General features: G+C 31.3%; 27 protein-coding genes. 21 read left to right on the plus strand and 6 right to left on the minus strand.

The annotated features are described in order from the left end of the window. Nucleotides 1–352, plus strand: a 352-nt coding sequence (locus BMX03_RS09350) for an IS30 family transposase (protein ID WP_143052087.1), incomplete at its 5' end; no start/stop codon positions are given. 91 nt (nucleotides 353–443) lie between these two features. Here BMX03_RS09350 and BMX03_RS09355 read toward each other — a convergent pair. Beyond that, complete coding sequence (locus BMX03_RS09355; protein ID WP_091695063.1) at nucleotides 444–2,072, minus strand: bifunctional metallophosphatase/5'-nucleotidase; 1,629 nt, start codon at nucleotides 2,070–2,072, stop codon at nucleotides 444–446. A 190-nt stretch (nucleotides 2,073–2,262) separates the two neighbouring features. Here BMX03_RS09355 and BMX03_RS11290 point away from each other — a divergent pair, with 190 nt between their 5' ends. From BMX03_RS11290 to ahpC, 15 genes are all read left to right on the plus strand, one after another. Further along, a complete protein-coding gene (locus BMX03_RS11290) occupies nucleotides 2,263–2,760 on the plus strand; it encodes an SRA domain-containing endonuclease (RefSeq protein WP_218138534.1) in 498 nt (165 codons plus the stop codon). Further along, on the plus strand, nucleotides 2,742–3,101 hold the full coding sequence (locus BMX03_RS11295) for an HNH endonuclease (RefSeq protein ID WP_218138535.1): 360 nt from the start codon (nucleotides 2,742–2,744) through the stop codon (nucleotides 3,099–3,101). The genes BMX03_RS11290 and BMX03_RS11295 overlap by 19 nt, the downstream gene beginning before the upstream one ends. A gap of 18 nt (nucleotides 3,102–3,119) precedes the next feature. After that, nucleotides 3,120–3,752: a trimeric intracellular cation channel family protein gene (locus BMX03_RS09365; protein WP_015562815.1), complete on the plus strand. Its 633-nt coding sequence runs from the start codon at nucleotides 3,120–3,122 to the stop codon at nucleotides 3,750–3,752. A 29-nt stretch (nucleotides 3,753–3,781) separates the two neighbouring features. Beyond that, nucleotides 3,782–4,696 carry a LysR family transcriptional regulator gene (locus BMX03_RS09370; RefSeq protein ID WP_022228044.1) on the plus strand — a complete coding sequence of 305 codons (915 nt, stop codon included), beginning with the start codon at nucleotides 3,782–3,784 and terminating at the stop codon, nucleotides 4,694–4,696. A 199-nt stretch (nucleotides 4,697–4,895) separates the two neighbouring features. Then, entirely contained in the window at nucleotides 4,896–5,336 is a 441-nt protein-coding gene (rplM, locus tag BMX03_RS09375) for a 50S ribosomal protein L13 (RefSeq protein WP_019000111.1), read from the plus strand. Nucleotides 5,337–5,356: 20 nt separating this feature from the next. Next, nucleotides 5,357–5,749, plus strand: a complete 393-nt coding sequence (gene rpsI, locus BMX03_RS09380; RefSeq protein ID WP_091695066.1) for a 30S ribosomal protein S9 — start codon at nucleotides 5,357–5,359, stop codon at nucleotides 5,747–5,749. Nucleotides 5,750–5,880: 131 nt separating this feature from the next. Next, the gene (locus BMX03_RS09385; protein WP_015562812.1) at nucleotides 5,881–6,816 is read left to right on the plus strand and encodes a sugar-binding transcriptional regulator; all 936 of its coding nucleotides are present in this window, start codon (nucleotides 5,881–5,883) and stop codon (nucleotides 6,814–6,816) included. A gap of 185 nt (nucleotides 6,817–7,001) precedes the next feature. Further along, nucleotides 7,002–7,646 (plus strand): deoxyribose-phosphate aldolase, encoded by a 645-nt coding sequence (gene deoC, locus BMX03_RS09390; protein WP_015562811.1) that lies wholly within the window; start codon nucleotides 7,002–7,004, stop codon nucleotides 7,644–7,646. Between the two features lie 64 nt (nucleotides 7,647–7,710). Then, on the plus strand, nucleotides 7,711–9,015 hold the full coding sequence (gene fucP / locus BMX03_RS09395; protein WP_075555220.1) for an L-fucose:H+ symporter permease: 1,305 nt from the start codon (nucleotides 7,711–7,713) through the stop codon (nucleotides 9,013–9,015). 29 nt (nucleotides 9,016–9,044) lie between these two features. After that, entirely contained in the window at nucleotides 9,045–10,067 is a 1,023-nt protein-coding gene (locus BMX03_RS09400; protein WP_091695069.1) for an aldose 1-epimerase family protein, read from the plus strand. Nucleotides 10,068–10,099: 32 nt separating this feature from the next. After that, on the plus strand, nucleotides 10,100–11,026 hold the full coding sequence (rbsK, locus tag BMX03_RS09405) for a ribokinase (RefSeq protein ID WP_075555222.1): 927 nt from the start codon (nucleotides 10,100–10,102) through the stop codon (nucleotides 11,024–11,026). A gap of 137 nt (nucleotides 11,027–11,163) precedes the next feature. Continuing rightward, the gene (locus tag BMX03_RS09410; RefSeq protein WP_091695072.1) at nucleotides 11,164–12,489 is read left to right on the plus strand and encodes an anaerobic C4-dicarboxylate transporter family protein; all 1,326 of its coding nucleotides are present in this window, start codon (nucleotides 11,164–11,166) and stop codon (nucleotides 12,487–12,489) included. Between the two features lie 320 nt (nucleotides 12,490–12,809). After that, on the plus strand, nucleotides 12,810–14,126 hold the full coding sequence (gene fucP / locus BMX03_RS09415; RefSeq protein ID WP_015562806.1) for an L-fucose:H+ symporter permease: 1,317 nt from the start codon (nucleotides 12,810–12,812) through the stop codon (nucleotides 14,124–14,126). Nucleotides 14,127–14,129: 3 nt separating this feature from the next. After that, nucleotides 14,130–15,152 (plus strand): aldose 1-epimerase family protein, encoded by a 1,023-nt coding sequence (locus BMX03_RS09420; protein WP_091695075.1) that lies wholly within the window; start codon nucleotides 14,130–14,132, stop codon nucleotides 15,150–15,152. 186 nt (nucleotides 15,153–15,338) lie between these two features. Then, complete coding sequence (gene ahpC, locus BMX03_RS09425) at nucleotides 15,339–15,902, plus strand: alkyl hydroperoxide reductase subunit C (RefSeq protein WP_008538688.1); 564 nt, start codon at nucleotides 15,339–15,341, stop codon at nucleotides 15,900–15,902. A gap of 55 nt (nucleotides 15,903–15,957) precedes the next feature. Here ahpC and BMX03_RS09430 read toward each other — a convergent pair whose 3' ends face one another. From BMX03_RS09430 to BMX03_RS09450, 5 genes are all read right to left on the minus strand, one after another. Next, complete coding sequence (locus BMX03_RS09430; protein WP_075555225.1) at nucleotides 15,958–17,259, minus strand: pyrimidine-nucleoside phosphorylase; 1,302 nt, start codon at nucleotides 17,257–17,259, stop codon at nucleotides 15,958–15,960. A gap of 26 nt (nucleotides 17,260–17,285) precedes the next feature. Beyond that, nucleotides 17,286–18,476 (minus strand): phosphopentomutase, encoded by a 1,191-nt coding sequence (deoB, locus tag BMX03_RS09435; protein WP_091695078.1) that lies wholly within the window; start codon nucleotides 18,474–18,476, stop codon nucleotides 17,286–17,288. A gap of 14 nt (nucleotides 18,477–18,490) precedes the next feature. Further along, entirely contained in the window at nucleotides 18,491–19,672 is a 1,182-nt protein-coding gene (locus tag BMX03_RS09440; protein WP_091695081.1) for a NupC/NupG family nucleoside CNT transporter, read from the minus strand. Between the two features lie 19 nt (nucleotides 19,673–19,691). Then, nucleotides 19,692–20,333 carry a deoxyribose-phosphate aldolase gene (deoC, locus tag BMX03_RS09445; protein WP_008538684.1) on the minus strand — a complete coding sequence of 214 codons (642 nt, stop codon included), beginning with the start codon at nucleotides 20,331–20,333 and terminating at the stop codon, nucleotides 19,692–19,694. 67 nt (nucleotides 20,334–20,400) lie between these two features. Next, entirely contained in the window at nucleotides 20,401–20,802 is a 402-nt protein-coding gene (locus BMX03_RS09450) for a cytidine deaminase (protein ID WP_084764838.1), read from the minus strand. Between the two features lie 235 nt (nucleotides 20,803–21,037). Here BMX03_RS09450 and BMX03_RS09455 point away from each other — a divergent pair, with 235 nt between their 5' ends. From BMX03_RS09455 to BMX03_RS09475, 5 genes are all read left to right on the plus strand, one after another. Continuing rightward, the gene (locus BMX03_RS09455; RefSeq protein WP_051081843.1) at nucleotides 21,038–21,946 is read left to right on the plus strand and encodes a DUF2156 domain-containing protein; all 909 of its coding nucleotides are present in this window, start codon (nucleotides 21,038–21,040) and stop codon (nucleotides 21,944–21,946) included. A 79-nt stretch (nucleotides 21,947–22,025) separates the two neighbouring features. Further along, the gene (locus tag BMX03_RS09460) at nucleotides 22,026–22,439 is read left to right on the plus strand and encodes a YwiB family protein (RefSeq protein ID WP_008538680.1); all 414 of its coding nucleotides are present in this window, start codon (nucleotides 22,026–22,028) and stop codon (nucleotides 22,437–22,439) included. A 69-nt stretch (nucleotides 22,440–22,508) separates the two neighbouring features. Beyond that, the gene (gene argS / locus BMX03_RS09465) at nucleotides 22,509–24,164 is read left to right on the plus strand and encodes an arginine--tRNA ligase (RefSeq protein WP_091695085.1); all 1,656 of its coding nucleotides are present in this window, start codon (nucleotides 22,509–22,511) and stop codon (nucleotides 24,162–24,164) included. Nucleotides 24,165–24,203: 39 nt separating this feature from the next. After that, on the plus strand, nucleotides 24,204–24,551 hold the full coding sequence (gene rpoE / locus BMX03_RS09470; protein ID WP_008538678.1) for a DNA-directed RNA polymerase subunit delta: 348 nt from the start codon (nucleotides 24,204–24,206) through the stop codon (nucleotides 24,549–24,551). A 29-nt stretch (nucleotides 24,552–24,580) separates the two neighbouring features. Beyond that, a complete protein-coding gene (locus BMX03_RS09475; RefSeq protein WP_008538677.1) occupies nucleotides 24,581–26,188 on the plus strand; it encodes a CTP synthase in 1,608 nt (535 codons plus the stop codon). The last annotated feature ends 260 nt before the right edge of the window (nucleotides 26,189–26,448 follow it).

The following is a 26,448-nucleotide window of genomic DNA, read 5'->3' on the forward strand; positions in this document are numbered from 1 at the left end:
AACAGCATCATCAATGCTAAAAGCAATAAAAAAGTTAGTGAAAGTACTACCAAAAAAGGCATTAAAAACATTTACAACAGATAGAGGGAAAGAATTTGCATGTTACAAAGAAGTAGAAAAATTAAATATAAAAGTATATTTTGCAGATGCTTATGCAGCATGGCAAAGAGGTAGTAACGAAAATTCAAATGGGTTATTAAGAGAATATTATCCAAAGAAAACAGATTTAGGAAAAATATCTAATGATGATTTAATAGAAAAATTAATACTATTAAATAGTAGACCAAGAAAATGTTTAAATTGGGATAATCCATTTAATTTATTTTTAAAAGAAGTGTCGCACTTGGATTGACAATTTATCATATATAAAAATTAAGTAAATTTATTATTAATGAAAAAGGGCTTCGCTTTAATGAAAATCATTTAAAAGAGAAGCCCTTTTCTTATTTGATGATTGTTATGCGATTTTGACCATATGGATTGGCGTATTCATTGCCGATAGTGGCATTAAGATAATTTTGAATGTATTCGATAATTACATCTGTTTCGGATAGTTCTTCATTTTGAAGTATAGGGCTGTCTTTGAACATTGTCATACCGTTGCCAGCGAATTTCAAAATATAAGAAGTTCCACCAATGGTATATTTTTTATTTAAATCTAAATCTTTACCATTTATTTTTACGTCTTGAACACGATAAGCACCATCTATTTTTATGAAATTACCTTTTTCATCAGTTATTACAGATGATGGGATTTTACTATTAATCGTATAAGTAGCACCAGAGATTTGCATAAATCCACCAAATTCTTCAGGATAGCGGATAGCACCCATTTCTAAAGCGTCTAAGAGTTGTTGTCCTGTGATTTCTAGGACTACACACATATTGCCAAATGGAAACGTTGTCAAAATATCATTATAGGAAAAATCGCCCATAGGTAATTCATTGCGGATTGCTCCACCATTGCAGATTGCTACATCAGTACTTAAAACTATTCTATAAGCATCAGTTACAAAATCACCGAGATTTGTTTCGCTATTTCTGACTAAGCGTGTATTAGTATTAGGATCGTTAGTGGTGAGTTTTACTGTATTTGTTCCGATTATTTGATTGAGCAAAGGTGCATATTTATTCTTTTCTTCATTGATTAAGTCGGTAGTTTTTTGATTGGTTTTTGTTAAATCATTGATTAATTCAGTGGAGATTTTACCTTGTGGTGTGATGGTCAATTTACCGATATTTTGAAGTTTAGTGCCTGTTTGAGTGATGAGAACATTTTTTCCTTGTTTATTTTTAGTTATAAAAGTAGGAATGACTTCATGAGAATGACCATCAATGATAGCGTCAATACCTTGTGTATTTTGAGCTACAGCAAGGCTACTCCAGCGAGGTGTGATGCCATTCATACCTAGATGAGCTACTAAAAAGACATAATCTACGCCGAGTTTTTTCACTGTATCTACAGTCTTTTGGATATTAGTATATAATTTTTTGCCAGTAGCGTCTTCATTAAAGGAATAAATAAAATTTCCCTTATCGTCTTGAAAATAAGCTGGTGTAGAAGAATTGAGTGTTTCAGGCGTTGTAACACCGATTAAAGCTATTTTTTTATCATCGAATTGGAAAATTTTATAAGCTGGCAATAAATTTTTTCCTGTAATTGTATTTACTAAATTAGAACTAAAATAACCGCAAGATAATTTGTCGTTTAAAGCGAGAAATCTATCCATACCATAATCAAATTCATGGTTGCCAGGAATAGCAAAGTCATAGCCTATTTCATTCATAATATTGATGATAGCTTCGCCAGTGGATAATTTGCCGATAGGAGCACCTTGAATGGCATCACCTGCGTCGACTAAAGCAATATATGGTGTATCTTGTTGTACATCTTCTTTGTATTGAGCTAATTTAGTATATCCTAGATTATCTTCAATACCACAGTGAACATCATTGGTGTATAAGATGACGATATCTTTTTGTATAGCCCATGCAGAATTTGGTATAAAAATAAAACAAAAAGTGAGTAAGACAAAAAATAATTGACTAATTTTTAATTGATAAATTGGCATAATAAAACCTCCTTTGAATAAAAATATGTATATAGATATTATATATTAGAATGGTATTTTTAGATAATAATTTAAATAAATTAGTAAAATAGTAATAATTTTTAGTAGTTGGAAATAGGAAAAATTTTTAGTAAAATAAATTTTTATGAAGAAGATTGAATATATTATGAAGATAAAATGAGGTGAGAATATGCGTTTTAAAACATCATTAAGAGCTGGACAATTTTTGACAAATAATGAATTAATGAAAGAATTTAGTGTGGCAAATTCTGGCGGAATGAGAAAGAGTAATAAAAATAATGTTTTAGTCATTATTTCAGATCATACAAAAGGTTTATATGATGATAAATATTATGGCAATGAACTGCACTATACAGGTATGGGATTAGAAGGTGATCAAGAGTTAAATTATCGTCAAAATAAAACATTGGCAGAGTCTAATAAAAACGGAGTAGATGTTCATTTATTTGAAGTATTTAAGGCAAAAGAATATATATATCGTGGTATGGTAAAACTTTGTAAAGAACCTTATCAAGAGATACAATTAGATAAAAATAATAATGAGCGAACTGTATGGATATTTCCTTTAATTATTATTGATAGTGAAGATATAATAGATAGTAGCGTATATGATATTTGTTATGAAAATAAAATAAAAGAAATAAAAAAATGTCTAGAAAAAATTTAGAGAGACTTGTAAAAGAAAAAAATAATGTTAAAACATCATATAGAACAATAAAAACGACTACATATATTAGAGATCCATATATAGCAGAATATGCGAAATTAAGAGCAGATGGGTTTTGTCAATTATGTGGAGAAAAAGCACCTTTTTATACAAAAAATAATAAACCATATTTAGAAGCTCATCATTTGAAATGGTTATCAAAAGGTGGAACAGATACGATAGATAATGTAGTAGCATTATGTCCTAATTGTCATAGAAAAATGCACGAATTAAATGATAAAGATGATATTAAAAAATTGAAAATGGTGTTAGATGAATATGATAAAATAATAGATTATTAAAATAAAAGGTGGATAGTTATGATTTTTTTATGGACTTTTTTTGAGATTGCAGGAACAATTGCTTTTGCTATTTCAGGTGCATTGGTAGGGGTATCAAGAAAAATGGATATTTTTGGTATGTTAGTGTTAGCATTGAGTACTGCTATTGGTGGCGGTATTATTCGTGATGTTTTGGTGGGAAATATTCCGCCCAATTCGTTTAAGACATCAATATATATATTATTGACAGTAATTACTACATTAATAATCTTTTTGATTTATCGCAAACAGATTTTACGATATGTATCGAGAAGAAAACTTCGTAAAATGTATTTATTAGCAGATGCTTTAGGATTGGCTTCATTTACTGTTACAGGAACTACTATAGGTTTTAACGCTTATCCAGAATATCCAATATTTGCTATTACTTTGGGATTGATAACGGCTGTAGGTGGCGGTATTATTCGTGATGTATTAGCGCAAAGAATACCTTCAGTATTACAAGAAGAAATATATGCATTGCCGTCTATAATTGGAGGAATAGTATTTTATCTTATAGCAATTATAGGCGATGATTATTGGTATTTAGCATCACCTATATCCTTTTTTGTAGTATTTTTCTTGCGTATGATAGGTATTTACTATCATTTGAGTTTGCCGAAAGTGCGTTAATAATTAAAAAATAGGAGTAAAGGAAGAGTATGACTTTACAACAATTAAAATACATTATAGAAATTGTAAATTGTGGTTCAATGAATTTAGCAGCTCAAAAATTATTTGTTTCTCAACCTAGTTTATCAAATGCTGTTAAAGAATTAGAGAAAGAGTTGGAAATTGAGATTTTCATTCGCACTAATAAAGGTGTAACTTTATCTTCTAGTGGACAGGAATTTTTAGGTTATGCAAGACAGATTATTGAGCAAACTGAATTATTGGAACAGCGTTATCATAAAGATAAGCCAGCACGAAGATTATTAGCTGTATCTACGCAACATTATGCTTTTTCTGTGAATGCTTTTGTAAATTTAATTAAAGAATATGCTCAAGATGAATATGATTTTACGTTGAGAGAAACGAAAACACATGAAATCATTGATGATGTAAAAAATATGCGTAGTGAGATTGGTGTATTGTATTTGAGTAAATTTAATGAACAAGTAATACGTAAAATACTCCAGGAAAATGATTTATGTTTTAAAGAATTATTTACGGCTAATCCTCATGTATTTTTATCAGCAAAGCATCCATTGGCCAATAAAGATATTGTAACTTTTGCAGATTTAGAACCATATCCATGTCTTTCTTTTGAGCAGGGAATTTATAATTCTTTTTATTTTGCCGAAGAGATACATTCAACAATATCTCATCGTAAAAATATTTATGTTAGTGATAGAGCGACTTTATTTAACTTAGCTATAGGCTTAAATGGCTATACGATATCTACAGGTGTATTGAGTGAAGATTTAAATGGTACAAATATAATTGCCATTCCACTTGATAGTGATGAAAAAATCTGTGTGGGCTATATTTATAATAAATACAATCATTTAAGTAAATTGGCTCAAAGCTATATAAAAAAATTAGAACATTATATAGCTTTAAGTGCAAAGTTGTAAGACTTTTATTAAACTGCAATAAAAATATTGTAAAATTTATTTAAGAAAATACTTGACTTTAGAAGTCATTTACTTTAAAATATCTTCGTGTGACGTTCGATGACGGCTTCCACTAGCCCCGGAACCGTGCAAAGGACATCTATTGAGAAAAAAGATTCAATATTAAATAGTTGAAAATTGTACAGGGAGGGATATACAAGTGAAAACAACATTCATGGCAAACGCTGCTAACGTTGAACGTAAATGGTACGTAGTTGATGCAGAAGGCCAGACAGTAGGTAGATTAGCTGCTGAAGTTGCAAAAGTACTTCGCGGTAAACATAAACCAACATTCACACCACATGTTGACACTGGTGATTTTGTCATCGTAGTTAATGCTGATAAAGTGGTATTCAGCGGTAAAAAATTAACTGATAAAACTTATTTCCGTCATTCTGGATATCCAGGAGGCACAACTTTTACAACTCCTCAGAAAATGCTCGCAACACAGCCTGAGAAAGTTGTAGAAATGGCTGTTCGTGGTATGCTTCCTAAAAATAAATTAGGTGCACAGATGTACAGAAAACTTAATGTTTATGCTGGCCCAGAACATCCACATGCTGCTCAGAAACCAGAAGTTTTGGAATTAAATATTAGATAATACTTGGAAGGAGGAACAATATAATGGCAGTATCCTACTACGGCACAGGCCGCAGAAAGACTTCAGTTGCTAGAGTTCGTCTGGTTCCAGGTGAAGGCAACGTTGTAATCAATGGCCGTCATATTGATGAATATTTCGGCATTAAAACTTTAGATTTAATCGTTAAACAGCCTCTTAACTTAACTGAAACAGCTGATAAATATGATGTTATCGCTAACGTTCAGGGTGGTGGCCCTTCCGGTCAGGCTGGTGCTATTCGTCACGGTATTTCCCGTGCTTTATTAGAACTCGATGCTGAACTTCGTCCTGCTCTTAAAAAAGCTGGATTCTTAACACGTGACCCACGTGAAAAAGAACGTCGTAAATACGGTCTCAAAAAAGCTCGTAAAGCATCCCAGTTCTCCAAACGTTAATCACATACGATTATCAAAGAGAATACAAAGCTCACAATCTTTCTGGTTGTGGGCTTTTTCTTTTATTTTTTATATGTTAAGATATAAATGCTAATTTTGCAGTTTAATATAATATAAAGGGGGTGTAATTAATGGAACAAAATAAGGATAGACTTAGCATTGATGTTGCCAAGCTTTATTATAAATCAGATTATAGCCAACAACAGATAGCCAATAAATTAAATCTATCAAGACCTACAGTATCAAGATTGTTGCAATATGCAAAAGAAAAAGGTTTTGTGCAGATAAATATAGCTGACCCTATAGAAGATAACAGCTCCTTAGAAGAAGCCTTATGTGAAAAGTATAATTTAGATGTGGTAAAGATTGCTTATGCGCCTTTAAATACGACAAATGAAATTAAAAAATCCATAAGTATGAAAGCAGCCGATTATTTATATGAAATAGTTAAAGATGGCGATATTATTGGTGTAAGTTGGGGAACTACTATCTATAATATGGCTTTAAATTTAAAACATAAAGCATTAAAAGGCGTGCAGATTGTACAATTAAAGGGTGGGATAAGTCATTCACAAAGCAATACATACGCTTACGAAGTAGTAGAATTATTTTCAGAAGCGTTTTCTACAGTAGGACGATACTTACCGCTTCCAGTAATGTTTGATACTGCACAGATAAAAGAATTAATTGAAAAAGATAAACATATTAAAAAGATTTTAGATTTGGGACGACAGGCTAATATTGCTGTTTTTACAGTAGGTACTGTAAAAAATGACGCTTTATTATTTAGATTGGGTTATATTGATAAAAAAGATAGAGATATTATACAAAATAGAGCAGTGGGTGATATCTGTTCAAGATTTATTGATGCTCAGGGTAATATTTGTGATAAAGAATTAGATGAACGTACAGTAGGAATAAAACTAGAGGATTTGAAAGAAAAGGAAAAACGTGTTTTAGTAGCCGGAAGTAAACGTAAAATTTCAGCAATAAAAGCAACTTTAGTTGGTGAAATTGCTAATATTTTAATTACAGATCAATATACAGCACAAGAATTATTAAAATAGAAAACTAATAAAAAACTCACATTAATTAAAATAAAATTAATGTGAGTTTTTTTTATTAGTTTACATATGTTGAAATTATGTAAAAAAAATAATGAAAAATTTTTCTAAATCTATTTACTTTTGTTCATAAAAATGTTATCATAATTTCAGAAAGAAGAGCTAGCTAGTATTTAGGAGGAAAAATTATGGATTATGCAAAAATGATAGATCATACATTATTAAAAACAGATGCTCAAAAGAAAGATTTGGATAAATTACTTTTAGAAGCTAAAAAATATAATTTTATGTCTGTATGTGTAAGTCCTATTTGGGTAAAATATGCAGCTGAGCAGTTAAAAGATACAAATGTAAAAGTTTGTACAGTTATTGGTTTTCCACAAGGTGCTACACCAACAGAGGTAAAAGTATTTGAAACTAAAAATGCTATCGAAAATGGTGCAACTGAAGTAGATATGGTTATTCCTGTGGGAGTGTTAAAAGATAAAGATTATATTGCTGTAGAAAATGACATAAGAGCTGTAGTAGAGGCTGCAAAATCAAAAGCTTTAACAAAAGTTATTATTGAAACATGTTTGTTAACTGATGAAGAAAAAATTATGGCTTGTAAATTATCTAAATCAGCAGGTGCTGATTTTGTAAAAACATCAACAGGTTTTTCTACAGATGGTGCTACTGTTAAAGATATTAGATTAATGAGAGAAACTGTAGGTGAACAAATGGGCGTAAAGGCTTCTGGTGGAGTTCGTTCTAGAGAAGATGCTGATGCAATGATAAAGGCAGGAGCTACTCGTATTGGAACAAGTAATGGTGTAAAAATTGTGGAAGGATAATAAAGTATTTATGAGGTTATTTTTCTCTTGATAACCTCATAAAATAAATAATGAGGTGAATATTATGAATAATGAGAATAATAAGTTGATTCAATATGACGATGGGTATTTAAACAGAACACCAATTTTTCAATTTATTTTGTTATCATGTTTATTTCCATTATGGGGTGCTGCTGCAAGTTTAAACGATATATTAATTACACAATTCAAATCAGTATTTACGTTAAGTGATTTCGCTAGTGCATTAGTACAAAGTGCTTTTTATGGTGGATATTTTTTAATTTCTATACCAGCCTCAATAGTTATTAGAAAAACAAGTTATAAGACAGCAATTTTATGTGGACTTTTATTTTATATTGTAGGATGTAGTTTATTTTTCCCAGCATCACATATGGCTACATATACTATGTTTTTATTTGCAGTATTTTCAATAGCAATAGGATTGGGTTTCTTAGAAACAGCTTCTAATACTTATAGTACTATGTTAGGACCACGTGATAAATCAACATTACGTTTAAATATTAGCCAAACATTTTATCCTATAGGAGCGGCATCAGGTATTTTATTAGGAAAATATTTAGTATTCCAAGATGGAGATAGTTTATCAGCTCAAATGGCTTCAATGACACCAGAACAGATTCATATTTTTCGTTTAGAAATGTTACAACACACATTAGAGCCATATCGTGTAATGATTTTCGTTTTAATAGCTGTATTTATCTTATTTTTATTAACTAAATATCCAAAATGTAAAGTAAAAACTGTAGATACTTCTAAGAAAAATAGAACAGGAATTTATGAAACATTAAAATATTTATCAAAAAATGGTAAATTTAAAAAAGGAATTTTAGCTGAATTTCTTTATGTAGGTATGCAAGTAGCTATTTGGTCATTTACAATTAGATTAGCATTAACTTTAGATCATAGCATAAATGAACGTATGGCAGCTGATTTTATGGTAATGAGTTTTGCTTGTTTCTTTATTGGTAAATTTGTAGCTAACTTCCTAATGACAAAATTTTCAGTAAATAAAGTATTAGTTGTATATTCAGTAATTGGTTGTATGTTAATTTTATATATTTCTTTTGTACCAAGTTTTACTGCTGTATATGCTGCAGTTGCAATGAGTATTTTAATGGGACCTTGTTGGGCTACTATTTATGCTGAAACTTTAAAATCTGTAGAAGAAAAATATACAGAAACTGCTGGAGCGATATTGGTAATGGCAATTATTGGTGCAGCTTGTGTGCCAGCAATTCAAGGTTTAGTGTCAGATATGTTAGGTTCAATGCAGTTATCATTTATTGTAAACTTTTTCTGTTTTGCTTATGTAGGAGGATATTTTTATAAAAAAATGAAGAGTGAATAAAGATTATTAAAGGAGTGACATAAGGTATTATGAAAACTATAATTTTTTTAAATAAAGAATGGTTTACAAGTGAAGATAAAGTAATTTTAAGTAATGAATATTTTAATATTAAAATATTTAAATATCCTTCTGGAATAGAGGGTTTAACATTAGAAAATAAAAAAGGTTATATTACATTATTACCATATATGGGACAAATTATTTGGGATGCAAAGTTTAATGGCATAGATTTAACTATGAAGAATATGTTTAATCAACCTAAAAAAGCAAAATGTATAGTAGATACTTATGGTTGTTTTGCTTTTCATTCAGGATTATTATCAAATGGTTGTCCTTCTCCAGAAGATACACATCCTATGCATGGAGAATTTTCTTGTGCAGATATGGATAAAGTTTGGATTGAAATAAATAATAATGAAGTTACTATAGTTAGTGAATATGAATATTGTCAAGGTTTTGGGTATCATTATATTGCTCAACCAAGTGTTACATTAAAAGCAGACGAAACATGTTTTAATATAAATATGAAAGTAAAGAATCTTACAAGTATAGAAATGCCACTGCAATATATGTGTCACATGAATTATGCTTATGTAGAAAATGGAGAAATTTCATCTAATATTCCGGATAGTGCTTTTAAATTACGTGAAACAATTCCAGCTCATGTAAAGCCAACTAAAAAATGGATTGAATATAATAATAGAATAAAAGAAATGCAAAAGAATAATAAAACTTTAACAAAATTAGAACAAGCAGATATGTATGATCCTGAAATAGTTTTTATGGCAGATGATATATATAAATATGGAGAAAAAGCTGTTTTTGAAATTGATTCTCCAAAAGGATATGGTTTTAAAACAGAATTTTCTACAAAAGATTTTACTAGTGCAACTAGATGGATTTTATATAATGGAGATCAACAAGTATCAGCATTTGTTTTACCGGCAACTTGTAGACCAGAAGGTTTTTTAGCTGCAAAGAAAGCTAATACATTAGTAATGGTACAACCAAATGAAGAAAAAGAATTTTCAGTATTAACAGGTTTAAAATAAATATTATTTTTATATAATATGAGGTGAGAATTTTGAAAATAGCAGTAATTGGTTCAAATATGGTAGATTTAATATCTTATATAAATAAAATGCCAGTAGCAGGAGAAACTGTAGAAGCACCAAATTTTTCTATAGGATGTGGAGGTAAAGGAGCAAATCAAGCGGTAGCAGCAGCTAAATATGGTGCTGATGTGTTGATGATGACTAAAGTTGGTGATGATATTTTTGCGGATAATACTATTAAAAATTTTGATAAATTAGGAATAGATACTAAATATGTAGAAAAAGTAAAAGGTTTGTCAAGTGGAGTAGCTCCTATTTTTGTTGATGAATCAGGACAAAATAGAATTATTATTGTAAAAGGGGCAAATAAGTATTTATTACCATCTGATATTGATAGAGCAAGTGAAGAATTAAAAAAATGTAGTTTAATTATTTTACAATTAGAAATAAATTTAGAAACTGTATATTATGCAATTAATTTTGGTAAAAAATATAATATACCTGTTCTATTAAATCCAGCTCCAGCAACTAAAGATTTAGATATTGAAGAAGCTTGTAAGTGTGAATTTTTTGTACCAAATGAAACTGAATTAGCTATATTAACTGATATGCCAGTAAATACTGATGATGAAATAAAAAATGCAGCAGAATATTTAGTTAATAAAGGATTAAAAAATGTAATAGTAACAATGGGATCTCGTGGTGCTATGTGGGTTACAAAAGAAAATTGTCAGTATTTAAAATCTTTTAAGGTTAATGCTGTAGATACATCAGGCGCAGGTGATGCTTTTATTGGATGTTTTGCTAGTTGTTATGTAAAAAATAATGATGTAATGCTTTCTATGAAAGAAGCTAGTGCTTTTGCTGCATTAAGTGTAACAAAAAAAGGTACACAAATATCATATCCAACAAAAGATCAAGTAAAAGAGTTTTTGTCTAAATATAATAAAGAATAATATAGTTATTTATAAATTTTAAAAATTATGATATAATATAAAATAAAAGTATGCAATTTATTCAAAGAGTAAATTGCATACTTTTGTTTTGGGTAAAAATAATACCTACATAGTATTATCTAAAAATAAAAAAGGGGTTGATTTTCATTTTTAGCTTTTGGTTAGAATTAGCAGTTATTGTTATCTGTTTAGCTATCGGTGGACGCTTTAGTGGTATTGGTCTTGGTGTAGCAGGTGGTTTTGGTCTTGCTATTTTGACTTTAGGTTTTGGTCTTCCAGTAGGAGAAATGCCAACAAGCGTAGTATTCATCATTATGACTGTTATTACATGTGTATCTTTATTACAAGGTGCAGGCGGTCTTGATTATATGATATCCATGGCTGAAAAAATTCTTCGTAAAAAACCTAGTGCTATTACTTTTTTAGGCCCATTAGTATCATATATTTTCACAGTTATTTGTGGTACTTCTTATGTAGCATTTTCTGTATATCCAGTTATTGCAGAAATTGCGATTAATGCAAAAGTTCGTCCAGAACGTGCTATGTCTATGTCAGTTATTGCATCTAATATGGCAGTTTGTGCTAGTCCTACAAGTGCGATTGCTGCGGCTATGATTGCAATTACAGCACCAATCGGTGTTACTCCACTTAGTTTACTTGCAGTTACAGTGCCTGCATGTTTGATTGGGGTATTAGTAGGTTGTTTATTCGTGTACAAACGTGGAGCAGAACTTGCTGATGATCCAGAATTTAAACGTCGTGTAGCTACAGGTCAATTCCAAGAAGATTATGTTTTGGAAAGAGATACACAAAATGCTACTACATCCGCAAAAGTATCTGTAGTTATTTTCTTATTAGCTATTGCTATCATTGTGGGAATGACTTCTCATCCTGATTTATTGCCAAATATTGGTCCAGGTGGAAAACCTATTTCTGTACCAACTTTATTACAAATTATGATGCTTGCTACTGGTGCTATCATTATGGTAGTTTGTCGTGTACCTAGAGATAAATTAGACTCTGGTTCTGTATTTAAATCTGGTCTTATTGGAGCAGTGGGTATTTTAGGTATTTCTTGGATGACTGATACATTTTTTGCTACACATTTAAAATTTATCACAGATGTATTTGCTCAAACATTGATACAATATCCTATGCTTTTTGGTGCAATGTTATTTGTTACTTCTATGGTATTATACAGTCCAGCAGCAACAGCTGTAGCATTGATGCCAATTGGTGTATCCTTAGGATTGCCAGCAGAAATATTAATTGGTCTTATTCCAGCAACTTGTGCAGTATTCATCATACCAGGTGGTGCTCAAATTAGTTGTGTTGCTTTTGACCGTACAGGTACAACTAAAATTGGTCGTTTCGGCTTTAACCATAGTTATTTAATCCCAGGATTAGTATCTATGGCAGCTTCTACAGTATTATCCTTAGCGATAGCATATATTATATTTTAATATTAAGACCTCACATTTTTATTTATGTGGGGTATTTGTTTTAATTTAATGTAGAATAAAAATTTTTAGAAAATATTGACTTACTGAAATATACATGTTATTATATGAATGTAAATTTTGGTTTGAGTTTTAGTAAAACGTTTTATTTAAATATATATCATATTTTTAGATATATATTTTATTTTATAATTTTTAGTAAAACGTTTTATTAAAAGTGATTAGGCATAATAAAGAATAAAAATGGCTAGGAGGAAGATTTATAATTTATTTTTTAGGTTAAGTTTTTTTAGATTTATGATTAATTTGAAGGAGAGTTAAAAATGACAGAAAGCAGTAAATTAATTCAGTATGATGATGGTTATTTGAATAAGACCCCAATATTTCAATTTGTGTTATTATCTTGTTTATTTGCACTTTGGGGTGCGGCAGCTAGTTTAAATGATATTTTGATTACGCAATTTAAATCAGTTTTTACTTTGAGCGATTTTGCTAGTGCTTTAGTACAAAGTGCTTTTTATGGTGGGTATTTCTTAATTTCCATACCAGCATCTGTAGTTATTCGTAAAACTACATATAAATTAGCAATTATGATTGGTTTAATTTTCTATATCGGTGGTTGTAGTTTATTTTTCCCAGCTTCTATGATGGCAACTTACACTATGTTTTTAGTAGCTATTTTCTCCATTGCTATTGGTCTTGGTTTCTTGGAAACAGCTTCTAACACTTATAGTACTATGCTTGGCCCTCGTAAATATGCAACACTTCGCTTAAATATTAGCCAAACATTCCAGCCAATTGGTTCAGCATCTGGTATTTTACTTGGTAAATATTTAGTTTTCCAAGAAGGTGAAAGTTTAGCAAGTCAGATGGCTCAAATGACTCCAGATCAAATTCATTTATTCAGATTACAGATGTTACAACATACTTTAGAGCCTTATAAAATTATGATTTGTATTTTAGTAGCTATTTTTATTTTATTCTTAATTACTAAATATCCAAAATGTAAAGTAAAAGAAGTAGCAAATAATCAGAATACGCCAAAAGTAACTTTAGGCGAAACTTTAAAATATCTTTCTGGTAATAGCTTATTCAAAAAAGGTATTATAGCTCAATTCTTATATGTAGGTATGCAAGTTGCAGTTTGGTCATTTACTATTCGTTTAGCTTTAGATTTAATGCCTCATATTAATGAACGTATGGCAGCAGATTTCATGGTAATTAGCTTTGTTTGTTTCTTCGTTGGTAAATTTATTGCTAATTTCTTGATGACTAAGTTCTCTGTAAATAAAGTTTTATTAGCTTATTCTATTATTGGTTGTATTTTAATTTTATATGTAGCATTTATTCCAAATTTAACAGCTATTTATGCAGCAGTAGCTATCAGTATTTTACTTGGACCTTGCTGGGCAACTATTTATGCTGAAACATTGAAATCTGTAGAGAAAAAATATACAGAAACTGCAGGTGCAATAATTGTAATGTCTATCATCGGTGGTGCTTTCATGCCAGCTGTACAAGGTTTTGTATCCGACATGGTAGGTTCTATGCAATTTTCCTTTATTGTTAATTTCTTCTGCTTTGCTTATATAGGTTGGTATTTCTATTACAAAATGAAACTTGAAAATAAAGAGGGTTAATTTATGAATACAAAAATATATTTACAGCGTGGTTTCTTTGCTGAAAATGCAAAAACTATCATGGAAAATGATGAATTTAAAGTAAATTTATTTAAATACAGTTCAGACGTAGAAGCAATAGAAGTAACAAATTCTCGTGGTAAAATAATTGTTCTTCCTTATATGGGACAGATGATTTGGCGAGTTGAATTTGATGGTATTGATTTAACCATGAAAAATATGTTTTCCAGACCAAGAAAAGTGAATAATATTTTAGATACTTATGGTTGTTTTGCTTTTCATTCAGGTCTTTTAGCTAATGGTTGTCCATCAAGTGAAGATACACATCCAATGCATGGTGAATTTTGTTGTGCTGATTTAGATGCTACATGGATTGAATTTAGTGAAGATGAAGTTATTATTGGCGGTGAATATGAATATTGCCAAGGTTTTGGTTTTAAATATTTAGCTAGACCCAGTGTAAGTTTGAAAGCAAATGCTACAAATATAAAAATCAGTATGCAAGTAAAAAATCTTACAAGCGTAGAAATGCCACTACAATATATGTGTCATATAAACCACCATTATGTGGATAAAGGTGAATTCAAAGCTAATATACCAGATGAAGCTTTTAAATTGCGCGAAAGTATTCCTAGTCATATAAAACCTACAAAAGAATGGTTTGACTATACTGATGAAATAAAAAAAGCACAAGTTGAAGGAAAAACTTTGACTAAATTAGAAAATCCTGATTTATATAACACAGAAGTAGTATTTTTAGCTGATAGACTTGATAAATATACAGACGAAGCTATAGTAGAAATTAATTCTCCAGAAGGTTATGGTTTTAAAACACAATTTTCAACTAAAGATTTTAAATATGGTACACGTTGGATTATGTACACACCAGAACAGCAAGTATCTTCTTGTATCATTCCAGGAACATGTAGACCAGAAGGATTTTTAGCAGCAAAAAAAGCTGGCAGTCTACTTATGTTACAACCTGATGAAGAAAAAACATTTAGCGTAATTACTGGTTTAAAATAATAAGTAATAATAATATATTTTGTTTAGAGATATTAATAGTTAATTTAATTATTAATATCTCTTTTTTTATTTTATAAAAGATAATGATAATTATTATTGACTAATAGAAAATAAAATGATATTATATTAACATAAAATAATAATTATTATCAATTAGAAAATATTATTTAAATGGAGGATAGTTAGATGTCATTAATTAATAAAGAAATCGTTGATTTTAAAGTTCAGGCTTTTGTTGATGGTGAGTTTCGCGAAATAACAAAGGCTGATGTTTTAGGAAAATGGTCAGTATTTTTCTTTTATCCTGCTGATTTTACTTTTGTTTGTCCGACTGAACTTGAAGATTTAGCTGATAAATATGCTGATTTTAAAAATATAGATTGTGAAATTTACAGTGTATCTTGCGACACTCATTTTGTGCATAAAGCATGGCATGATGCATCTGATACTATCAAGAAAATTAAATATCCAATGCTTGCAGATCCAACAGGATTATTAGCACGAGCTTTTGATGTGATGATTGAAGATGATGGTATTGCAGAAAGAGGTAGCTTTATCGTAAATCCAGAAGGTAAAATTGTAGCTTATGAAGTAATCATGGGAAGCGTTGGCAGAAATGCTGATGAATTGCTTCGCCGTGTAGAAGCTGCTCAATTCGTAGCTAAACATGGTGGCGAAGTTTGTCCTGCAAGATGGAAACCAGGTGCTAAAACATTAAAACCTAGTATTGAATTAGTTGGAAATATTTAATAAAAAAGACTGCTATTGGGATATATGCCCATAGCAGTCTTTTTTTAGGGGTTATTTATTCAGTGATAACTGTATGAATTAATGTTGGAGCTGTAGCTGTATCTGCGATAAAGATATTGTCGTATAATTTTTGTTTTACGTCTTCAACATTTTCACGATTGCTGTAGATAGTGAGAATAGATTCGCCTTCTTCTACTTTATCGCCAACTTTTTTATGAAGTACAAGACCAACTGCTAAATCGATTACATCTTCTTTTGTAGCACGTCCTGCACCTAAAATCATGGAAGCAACACCGATTTCATCAGCCACCATTCTGGAAATATAGCCAGATTGTTTTGCTGGTAATTCAATTTTATATTTTGCCTGTGGTAATTTTGTTAAATCATCAACGATAGAAGCATCTCCACCTTGATTTGCTAAGAATTCTTTGAATTTAGCTAAAGCTTTTCCACTGTGAATTGCATCTAAAAGCATTTCTTTTGCTTCTTCGCTAGTTTTTGCTTTACCTGCAAGGATTACCATTTGGCTACCTAAAGTTAAAACAAGTTCAGTTAAATCTTTTGGACCTTTGCCTTGAAGTGTTTCGATAGCTTCTTTTACTTCTAAAGCATTACCAATAGCAAAGCCTAAAGGCTGAGACATGTCAGAGATGATAGCAATTGTTTTTCTGCCTACATGATTACCGATGCGTACCATAGCGTGAGCGAGTTTTTCTGCATCTTCTTGAGTTTTCATGAAAGCGCCATCGCCAGTTTTTACGTCTAAAACGATTGCGTCAGCACCAGCTGCGATTTTTTTACTCATGATAGAGCTTGCGATAAGAGGAATAGAATTTACTGTACCAGTTACATCGCGGAGTGCATATAATTTTTTATCTGCTGGAGTTAAGTTACCGCTTTGTCCAATAACTGCAACTTTATCTCTATTTACTAAATCAATGAATTGTTCACGAGTGAGTTCTACATGGAAGCCTGCGATAGATTCTAATTTATCGATTGTACCACCAGTATGACCTAATCCACGTCCGGACATTTTAGCTACAGGAACACCAAGGGAAGCAACAAGTGGAGCTAATACGAGTGTAGTAGTATCACCTACACCACCAGTGGAATGTTTGTCTACTTTTACTCCATCAATAGCAGAAAGGTCGATAGTATCTCCAGATTCTACCATTGCACGAGTTAAATCAGCGCGTTCACGGTCATTCATATCTTGGAAATAAATAGCCATAGCTAAAGCACTTGCTTGATAATCAGGAATTTCACCTTTTGTATATCCTTCAATGAAGAAATTAATTTCAGCAGTTGTTAATTCTTGTCCATCACGTTTTTTTTCAATAATATCTACCATACGCATAAATAAGCACCGTTCCTTTTCTCAAATTATTGTAAGTCGTTTAAAAATGATTGCCCATGTTGTGGCATTTCAATAGAGAAGTTATCCGCAATAGTAGCACCTAAGTCAGCAAATGTTTTTCTGATAGGAAGGCTACCATAATTTTTTAATTGTTTACTATAGATTAATAATGGCACATATTCGCGAGTGTGGTCAGTGCCTTTATATGTTGGGTCATTGCCATGGTCAGCAGTGATTAAGAGTAAATCTTCATCATGCATTTTTGCAAAAACTTCGTTTAATCTAGCATCAAATTCTTCAAGAGCATCACCATAACCAATAGGGTCGCGACGATGACCGAATTTAGCATCGAAATCTACAAGATTTGTGAAGCTGAGACCTGTGAAGTCTTCATCTAAAATATTTATAAATTTATCCATACCGTCCATATTGGAAACTGTGCGGATTGCTTTTGTAACGCCTTCACCATCAAAGATATCACTTATTTTGCCGATAGCTATAGAAGCTAAGTTTGCTTCTTGAAGGCTATTCATTACAGTTTTGCCAAAAGGTTTTAGGGCATAATCATGTCTATTAGATGTACGAGTGAAATCTTCTTTGCAAGTACCAACATAAGGACGAGCGATAATTCTGCCTAATTGGTATTTGCCTTCGCGAGTGATATCTCTACAGAATTGACAAATGCGATAGAGTTCTTCAAGCGGTATGATTTCTTCATGAGCTGCAATTTGAAGTACAGAGTCAGCTGAAGTATAAACGATTAAATCACCAGTTTTTAATTGATGTTCTCCGTATTGTTTGATGATTTCTGTACCGCTTGCAGGGCAGTTACCAACGATTTTTCTACCGGAGAATTTTTCAATTTGAGCAATTAAATCATTAGGAAAACCATCAGGGAAGACTTGGAAAGGTTTATCAATATAAAGTCCCATCATTTCCCAATGACCTGTCATTGTATCTTTACCGCAAGAAGCTTCTTGCATTTTTGTATAATATCCAAGAGATGGATGAACAGTATTTACGCCTTTGAGTTTATATATATTAGAAAGACCTAATCTTTCAAGATTTGGTACGTTTAAACCATTTTTAGCTGTGGAAATATGCAAAAGTGTATTTGCACCAATATCGTCAAATTTATCAGCATCAGGAGTTTCGCCAATGCCAACGGAGTCCATAACTATAACATGAATGCGTTTAAATTTTTTAATGTTGTTCATAGTATCACCTAACTTTAAATTATTAAGCCTACAATTGTAGCATTTAAAATGCTAACTAATGTTGCACCATATAACAATCTAAGTCCGAAATAAGCTACTACATTACCTTTTTCTTCATTGAGGGCTTTAACTGCACCTGCAATAATACCAATAGAGGAGAAATTAGCAAAGGATACTAAGAAGATGGATACAATAGCTACGCTTTTTGCAGAGAGAATAACTGTACCACTGGAAAGTTGCATCATAGCTACAAATTCATTAGCAACTATTTTAGTAGCCATTAAGCTAGCAGCATCCACACATTCTGCCATTGGAATTCCCATGAAAAAGGCAAATGGTGAGAATAAATAACCTAGGATTTCTTGGAAAGAAATACCAATAATTCCTAAAAATACATTGTTGATTAATGTGATAATGCCAACGAAACCGATTAGCATAGCACATACAATAACGCCGACTTTAAAACCGTCTAAGATATATTCACCGAGCATTTCAAAGAAAGATTGTCTTTTAGTTTCTGCTACTACTAGAATATCATCTTCAGGTTTAACTGCATAGGGATTTATAATGGAAGCGATTATAAATCCACCAAAGAGATTTAAAACGAGAGCTGTAACTACATATTTTGGTTCAATCATTACCATATATGCTCCAACGATGGACATAGAAACTGTGGACATTGCAGAAGCACATAAAGTATATAAACGATTAGGTGGCAAAGGTCCGAGTAATTTTTTTACGGAGATAAATACTTCTGATTGACCTAAAATAGCGGAAGCCACTGCATTATAGGATTCAAGTTTGCCCATGCCATTTACTTTGCTTAAAGCAAGACCGATATATTTGATGATAAATGGCAATATATGCCAATGTTGCAAGATACCGATTAAAGCAGAGATAAATGTGATAGGCATTAAAACACTCATAAAGAAGATAGGATCATCAGGATTAGCCAATCTACCAAAAACGAAATTTATACCTTCTCTAGCACAATTTAAAAGTGCTGTAAATCCGTTAGCAATTGTACTGATTAAGACATTACCAGCAGATGTATTCAAAAGTAAAAATCCTAGAACGAATTGGAGAATAAGCATGGTAAGGATTGGTCTATATTTTATTTTTTTGCGGTCGTTGCTGACAATAAATGCCATACCAAAAACTAAGGTAAGTCCAGCTACACCAATAATATATTGCATGATGATATCCTCCGTGTTTTTATTTTAGAAGTTTAACGCCAGCACTAGCACCGATACGAGTAGCACCAGCTTCTACCATAGCAAGAGCTTCTTCATGAGTATGAACACCACCAGAAGCTTTTACACCCATTTCAGCTCCTACTGTTTTACGCATGAGAGCGATGTCATGAACAGTTGCACCACCAGTGGAAAAACCAGTAGAAGTTTTTACAAAATCAGCACCTGCTTTTTGGGAAAGTTCGCAAGCTTTAATTTTTTCTTCATCAGTTAATAAGCAAGTTTCGATGATTACTTTTACGATAGCTTTATCTTTAGCAGCTTCTACGATTTGATGAATTTCATTTTCTACATAATCATATTCTTTATCTTTGAGCATTGCGATATTGATTACCATATCAATTTCTTGAGCGCCTTTTTCAATAGCATCTTTAGTTTCAAAAACTTTTACTTCTGTAGTATTAGCACCAAGAGGGAAGCCGATTACAGTACATACTTTAACATCTGTATTTTTTAATTCCTGATGAGCAAGTGCAACCCAGCAAGGATTTACGCAAACGGAAGCAAAATCATAAGTTTTAGCTTCAGCGATTAATTTTAAAATGCTTTCTTTATTTGTATTAGGTTTTAAAGCTGTGTGGTCGATTAATTTATTGATGTTCATTATAAATACTCCTTTAGATGTTTATTTCATATATTTATTATTTATTTATATTAATGGAGGATAATTTTTATTTTTTTAAATCTTCTTTAGTGAAAGCACCTGGTAAGATTTCGTCCATAGTTTTTACAATATATTCTGTAGGATTTTTGCCTAAGATGATTTTTATATCTTTAGTGGCAAATTCTACAATTACTTGACGGCAGATACCGCATGGATAAGTGTAATCATTTTCTACACCAACAATGGCGATAGCTTTAATTTTTTGATGACCTTCAGAAATGGCTTTGAAGATAGCTGTTCTTTCAGCACAATTAGTAGCTCCGTAAGAAGCGTTTTCTATATTGCAACCAGTATAGATTGTATCGTCTTCAGTGAGTACAGCAGCGCCTACTTTAAAATTAGAATATGGAGTGTAAGCATTAGCACGGCCTTCATAAGCTTTTTTTACTAATAAATCACAATTTATCATGATGAAATCCTCCTATTAATCTATTTAATATTAAAATTTAAAATTAAAAGAAAATTCAAGTTTCATTTCTTAAGTTCATTATAATTCATAAATGAACAAATGTAAATAGTAAAATGAAAATAATTTCAAAAAATATTTTATTAGCTTAAAAAGATAATTTATAAAGTAAAAATAAGAATTCTTGATTTAAATAATTAAAATTTGCTATAATGTATCTTTAGATTAAAAAAAGAAGGTGATTACAATTATTTTTAATGAATTGACTATAAATGATAAAGATAGATTAGATAGCTTTTTTAAATTAAACTATCATGAAAATTCTCATTTGAATTTTACAAATTTATTTATGTGGCGCAAAGCTTATAACATTATGTGGTGTATTGAAGATGATATTTTATATTTCAAAGCTAAATTCCATGATAGTGAATTTGCACTTCAGCCACTTTGTAAAAAAGATAGATTATTTGAAGCTATTGATAAATTAAAAGCATATTTTAATGATAAGAATATAGAATTCACACTTTCTGGCTTAGAAGAAAATATCGTTGAAGAATTAAAAAATTATCCTAATGGAGAATTTGAGTTTTCAACTAATCGTGATGATGATGATTATGTCTATAATGCTATAGATTTAATAAATTTATCAGGAAGAAAATTCCATTCTAAGAAAAATCATTTGAATAGTTTCCGAAAAAATTATCCAGAAGCTAAATATTTGCCAATTAATAATGATATAATAACATTATGTAAGATAACGATTAATGGTTGGTATAAAAAACGTTTAGCGCTTACCCCTGATGACCCATTTATCGGAGCTGAACGAGATGCTATCATTGAAGTGCTTAATAATTTTGAGCAGTTAAAATTAAAAGGTGGAGCATTATTTTTGGTTAATAAAGTAATGGCATTTACTTTTGGTGAGCAGTTAAATGAAGATACAGCTGTTATTCACGTAGAAAAAGCTGATCCAGATGTCAATGGTGCTTATACTGCAATAAATCAGGCTTTTGTGGCTAATACTTGGCAAGATATGACTTATATCAATCGTGAAGAGGATATGGGTATTGAAGGTTTAAGAAAAGCAAAAGAGTCTTATCGCCCTGTGAAGATGATTAAAAAATTTACAGCTATTTTTAAAGGATAATTCTCTAAATACAGTTGGCAAGGTATAAAGATTAAGTTATAATAAAACTTAATGTGTTTATAGGGAGATTATCTATTTAATGAACAAAGTTATTGTTAAAATTAACAGTAAACAAAAAAATGATAAACAAAATACAATAAAAATGAAGGCATTGGCTAATGCTTATACAAAAAATGGTATTTTGTATGTCATTTATAAAGAAAAAGATTTAAATGAAGAAAAAGAAACTTCAACGATGTTGAAAATACAGGAAAATAGCCTGACGCTTACGCGAACTGGTGGCGTACAACAACAGCAAGTTTTTGTCGAAGGAAAAGAAAGTGTAAGCGATTATATAACACCTTATGGTAATTTAAAAATGAAGGTAAAGACACATCGTTTGGAAATAATTACAGGCATGAAATCTACTATAAAAATAGATTATGCTTTATATATAAATAATAGTTGGCAAAGTGATAATGAACTTATGATTAGATTAGAGCCAGCAAATTGAGTTTACTAATGATATATTGCTAATATACAATTAATATAGAGATAAATATAAAACTTAGGAGGATTTTGATTGGATACTAAAGATTTGCTTATACAAGCCATCAAAGATGCAGTTGCAAAAGCTATAGCTGAGCAGGCACTTCCTGAAGGACAGTTACCTACTGTTATTTTAGAAGTACCACCAAAGAAAGAATTAGGTGATTTCGCATCTAATATTGCTATGCAATCAGCTAGAGTTTTTCATGTAGCACCAAGAAAAATTGCTGAAGAAATTGTAAGCCGTTTAGATGCTACTTTTTTGGAAAAAACAGAAATTGCAGGACCTGGATTTATTAATTTTTACTTAAAATCTGATGTTATTTATGATGCTTTAGCTAATTTATTAAAAGCTGGCAGTGAATATGGTAATTTACCAAAACAAGAAACACCAAGAATTCAAGTAGAATATGTAAGTGCTAACCCTACTGGTCCACTTCATGTAGGTCATGGTCGTGGAGCTGCTTTTGGTAGTGCTTTAGTAAATCTTATGCGTGCAGCAGGATATAATGTTTCTAGTGAATATTATATAAATGATGCTGGTAAACAGATTGATAACTTGGCATTATCTGTAAATGCTCGTTATCTTGAATTATTGGGTAAAGAAGTAGAGTTCCCAGAAAATGGTTACCATGGTCAAGACATCATTGAAACAGCAAAACGCATTATCGCTAAAGATGGTGATAAATATTTAAATATGTCTGATGAAGAAAGATTATCCATCTTTAAAGAATTAGCATTAAAAGAAAAATTAGCAGCATTAAAAGAAGATTTAGCTGCATTTAATGTTCATTTTGATGTATGGTTCAGTGAAAGAACACTTCATCCAGATGCTGTTAATGCTGTTTGTGATAAACTTTTAGCTAATGGCAACATGTATAAACAAGATGGTGCTTTATGGCTAAAATCCACTGCTTATGGTGATGATAAAGACCGCGTAGTTATTCGTGATAATGGTGTGCCTACTTATTTAGCAGCAGATATTGCATACCATGATAATAAATTTGAACGTAAATTTGATAAACTCATCAATATTTGGGGTGCTGACCACCATGGTTATGTTTGCCGTGTAAAAGCAGCAATGGCAGCACTTGGTTATAATGCTGATGATTTAGAAGTTTTATTATTACAAATGGTAAGCCTCTATCGTGATGGTGAACTTGTAAAAATGTCTAAACGTACAGGTCAAAGCGTAACTTTATCTGAATTAATCGAAGAAGTAGGTGCTGATGCAGCTCGTTTCTTCTTTATCATGCGTTCTTTAGACAGTCAGCTTGATTTTGATTTAAACTTAGCAAAATCTCAATCTAATGAAAATCCTGTATACTATGTTCAATATGCTTATGCTCGTATTTGTAGTATTTTCCGTCAAATGAAAGAAGCTGGTATTGAAACAACTGAAAATCCACAGCTTTCTTTATTGACAGATGAAGCAGAAATTGCTTTAATTAAAAAGTTATTATCTTATTCAGATGAAATTGCAACAGCAGCTAAAAATAAAGCACCACATCGTATTGCAACATATGTACATGATTTAGCATCTATGTTCCATAGTTTCTATAATAAATGCCGTATTTTAGGTGTAGATGCAAAATTAGCAGGAGCAAGACTTGCTCTTTGTTTAGCAGTAAAATATGTATTAGCTCATGCACTTGCAATTTTAGGTGTTAATGCACCAGAAAAAATGTAATAATTTTTAATGTAAATGATAATTGGGAGGAAATACTTGATGGATTTTCTGCATAGTTCAGAAACAGATGTAGCATACTATATCTTAAATTTAGCTAATAAACCTATCTTTTTTAAAGACCTTATTTTAGAAGTAATAGAGAAAAAATGTAAACCAGTGCAGTCCTTATCTGCTTCTATATCTGAAGTATATACACTTATTAATATGGACGCTCGTTTTCAACATACAGGTAATGGTATGTGGGGTCTTGTAGAATGGAATCCACCAGAAACAAAACGTAGTAGTGTTTCTAGTAGTTCTTCTAGCACTAGCAAAATGAAAGCAATGTCCAACAGACGTCGTACTTCTTTATTAGAAGGCATTCAAGACGATACAGATAAAGCATAATTTAGATATATAGAGGAGGAGTTTTTTTAATGGCAAAGTATATATTTGTTACTGGCGGTGTAGTTTCTTCTTTAGGTAAAGGTATCACAGCAGCTTCTTTAGGTCGTTTATTAAAAAGCCGTGGTATTAAAGTAACAATTCAAAAATTTGACCCATATATTAACATTGACCCAGGTACTATGAGTCCTTATCAGCATGGTGAAGTTTTCGTAACAGAAGATGGTGCAGAAACTGACCTTGACCTTGGACATTATGAACGTTTTATTGATATCAATCTTACAAAAAATTCTAACGTAACTACTGGTAAAATTTACTGGTCTGTATTAAATAAAGAACGTCGTGGTGATTACCTCGGTAAAACTGTTCAGGTAATTCCACATATCACAAATGAAATTAAACAACGTGTATATGACGTTGCTGCTCATGATGATGCAGATGTAGTTATCACTGAAATCGGTGGTACAGTAGGGGATATCGAAAGTCTTCCATTCCTCGAAGCTATTCGTCAGGTTAAAAAAGAAGTAAGTAAACACGATGTATTATACATTCATGTAACTTTAATTCCATTTATCTCTGCTGCTGGCGAATTAAAAACAAAACCAACTCAGCATAGCGTAAAAGAACTTCGTAGCATTGGTATTCAGCCAGATATTCTTGTTTGCCGTACAGAACAAGAACTTTCTAAAGATATGAAAGAAAAATTAGCTCTTTTCTGTGACGTAGATGCAGATGCAGTTATCCAGAATATGACAGCTTCTACAATTTATGAAGTACCTTTAATGATGCAAAAAGAAGGTCTTGATAAAATTGTTCTTGAAAAATTAGAAATGGATTATCGCCCAGCTCATATGGAAGAATGGGAACGTATGGTTCATCGCATTAAAAATCCTGCAAATAAAGTAAAAATTGCTGTTGTAGGTAAATATGTAGAATTACCAGATGCATATATTTCTGTTACAGAAGCATTACATCATGCAGGCATCTACAATTCTACAGATGTAAAAATCAAATGGGTTAACGCTGAAGAAATTGAAAAAGAAGGCACTGATTTAAGCGACGTATTTGCAGGTTGCAAAGGTATCTTAGTACCAGGTGGTTTCGGCGATCGTGGTGTTGAAGGTAAAATTTCCGCAATTAAATACGCTCGTGAAAATAAAATCCCATTCTTAGGTTTATGCCTTGGTATGCAATGTTCTGTTATTGAATTTGCTCGTCATGTATGTGGTATGGAAGATGCTCATAGCTCTGAATTCAATCCAGAAACAAATCATCCAGTAATCGCTTTAATGTCTTCTCAGATCAATGTTGAAGATAAAGGTGGTACAATGAGACTTGGTTCTTATCCATGTAAAGTAACACCAGGTACAAAAACTTATGAAGCTTATGGCAGTGAATTAATTCATGAACGTCATCGTCATCGTTTTGAATTCAACAATGAATTTAAACAAGAACTCACTGATGCTGGTCTTGTAATTGCTGGTGTTTGCCCAGATAATGGACTTGTAGAAATCGTAGAAGTAAAAGATCATCCTTGGTTTGTAGCTTCTCAGTTCCATCCAGAATTAAAATCTCGTCCAAATAATCCACAACCATTATTCCGTGACTTTGTAAAAGCAGCTTTAGCTGTAGGTAAATAATAAATATGCTATTAAATAGAGTAGAGATAGATTCTCTACTCTATTTTTTTATAAGTTTTTTTTTATAGTGCTATCAGAAAAATTCCTACAAAAAAATTAGAATTTTGCCGATATAACAAATAAACAGAATATGCGATAATTATTTACGGAATAATTATTGACATACTCCCCATGCCTAAAGGCAGGGGATTTTTGGATACAAACGATACTTGCCTACTAAAATAGCAGGTCTTACTATATCTCTCCAAAGAAGGTTGATG

The sequence above is a fragment of the Megamonas sp. Calf98-2 genome (genome assembly GCF_900110235.1).
Taxonomy (GTDB): Bacteria; Bacillota; Negativicutes; order Selenomonadales; family Selenomonadaceae; genus Megamonas; species Megamonas funiformis.

Excerpts from the sequence above, each read along its gene's own strand:
- BMX03_RS09355 (WP_091695063.1), bottom strand. The coding sequence starts at position 2,072 with ATGCCAATTTATCAATTAAAAATTAGTCAATTATTTTTTGTCTTACTC.
- BMX03_RS11290 (WP_218138534.1), top strand. The coding sequence starts at position 2,263 with ATGCGTTTTAAAACATCATTAAGAGCTGGACAATTTTTGACAAATAAT.
- BMX03_RS11295 (WP_218138535.1), top strand. The coding sequence starts at position 2,742 with ATGTCTAGAAAAAATTTAGAGAGACTTGTAAAAGAAAAAAATAATGTT.
- BMX03_RS09365 (WP_015562815.1), top strand. The coding sequence starts at position 3,120 with ATGATTTTTTTATGGACTTTTTTTGAGATTGCAGGAACAATTGCTTTT.
- BMX03_RS09370 (WP_022228044.1), top strand. The coding sequence starts at position 3,782 with ATGACTTTACAACAATTAAAATACATTATAGAAATTGTAAATTGTGGT.
- BMX03_RS09385 (WP_015562812.1), top strand. The coding sequence starts at position 5,881 with ATGGAACAAAATAAGGATAGACTTAGCATTGATGTTGCCAAGCTTTAT.
- deoC (WP_015562811.1), top strand. The coding sequence starts at position 7,002 with ATGGATTATGCAAAAATGATAGATCATACATTATTAAAAACAGATGCT.
- fucP (WP_075555220.1), top strand. The coding sequence starts at position 7,711 with ATGAATAATGAGAATAATAAGTTGATTCAATATGACGATGGGTATTTA.
- BMX03_RS09400 (WP_091695069.1), top strand. The coding sequence starts at position 9,045 with ATGAAAACTATAATTTTTTTAAATAAAGAATGGTTTACAAGTGAAGAT.
- fucP (WP_015562806.1), top strand. The coding sequence starts at position 12,810 with ATGACAGAAAGCAGTAAATTAATTCAGTATGATGATGGTTATTTGAAT.
- BMX03_RS09420 (WP_091695075.1), top strand. The coding sequence starts at position 14,130 with ATGAATACAAAAATATATTTACAGCGTGGTTTCTTTGCTGAAAATGCA.
- ahpC (WP_008538688.1), top strand. The coding sequence starts at position 15,339 with ATGTCATTAATTAATAAAGAAATCGTTGATTTTAAAGTTCAGGCTTTT.
- BMX03_RS09430 (WP_075555225.1), bottom strand. The coding sequence starts at position 17,259 with ATGCGTATGGTAGATATTATTGAAAAAAAACGTGATGGACAAGAATTA.
- deoB (WP_091695078.1), bottom strand. The coding sequence starts at position 18,476 with ATGAACAACATTAAAAAATTTAAACGCATTCATGTTATAGTTATGGAC.
- BMX03_RS09440 (WP_091695081.1), bottom strand. The coding sequence starts at position 19,672 with ATGCAATATATTATTGGTGTAGCTGGACTTACCTTAGTTTTTGGTATG.
- deoC (WP_008538684.1), bottom strand. The coding sequence starts at position 20,333 with ATGAACATCAATAAATTAATCGACCACACAGCTTTAAAACCTAATACA.
- BMX03_RS09450 (WP_084764838.1), bottom strand. The coding sequence starts at position 20,802 with ATGATAAATTGTGATTTATTAGTAAAAAAAGCTTATGAAGGCCGTGCT.
- BMX03_RS09460 (WP_008538680.1), top strand. The coding sequence starts at position 22,026 with ATGAACAAAGTTATTGTTAAAATTAACAGTAAACAAAAAAATGATAAA.
- rpoE (WP_008538678.1), top strand. The coding sequence starts at position 24,204 with ATGGATTTTCTGCATAGTTCAGAAACAGATGTAGCATACTATATCTTA.
- BMX03_RS09475 (WP_008538677.1), top strand. The coding sequence starts at position 24,581 with ATGGCAAAGTATATATTTGTTACTGGCGGTGTAGTTTCTTCTTTAGGT.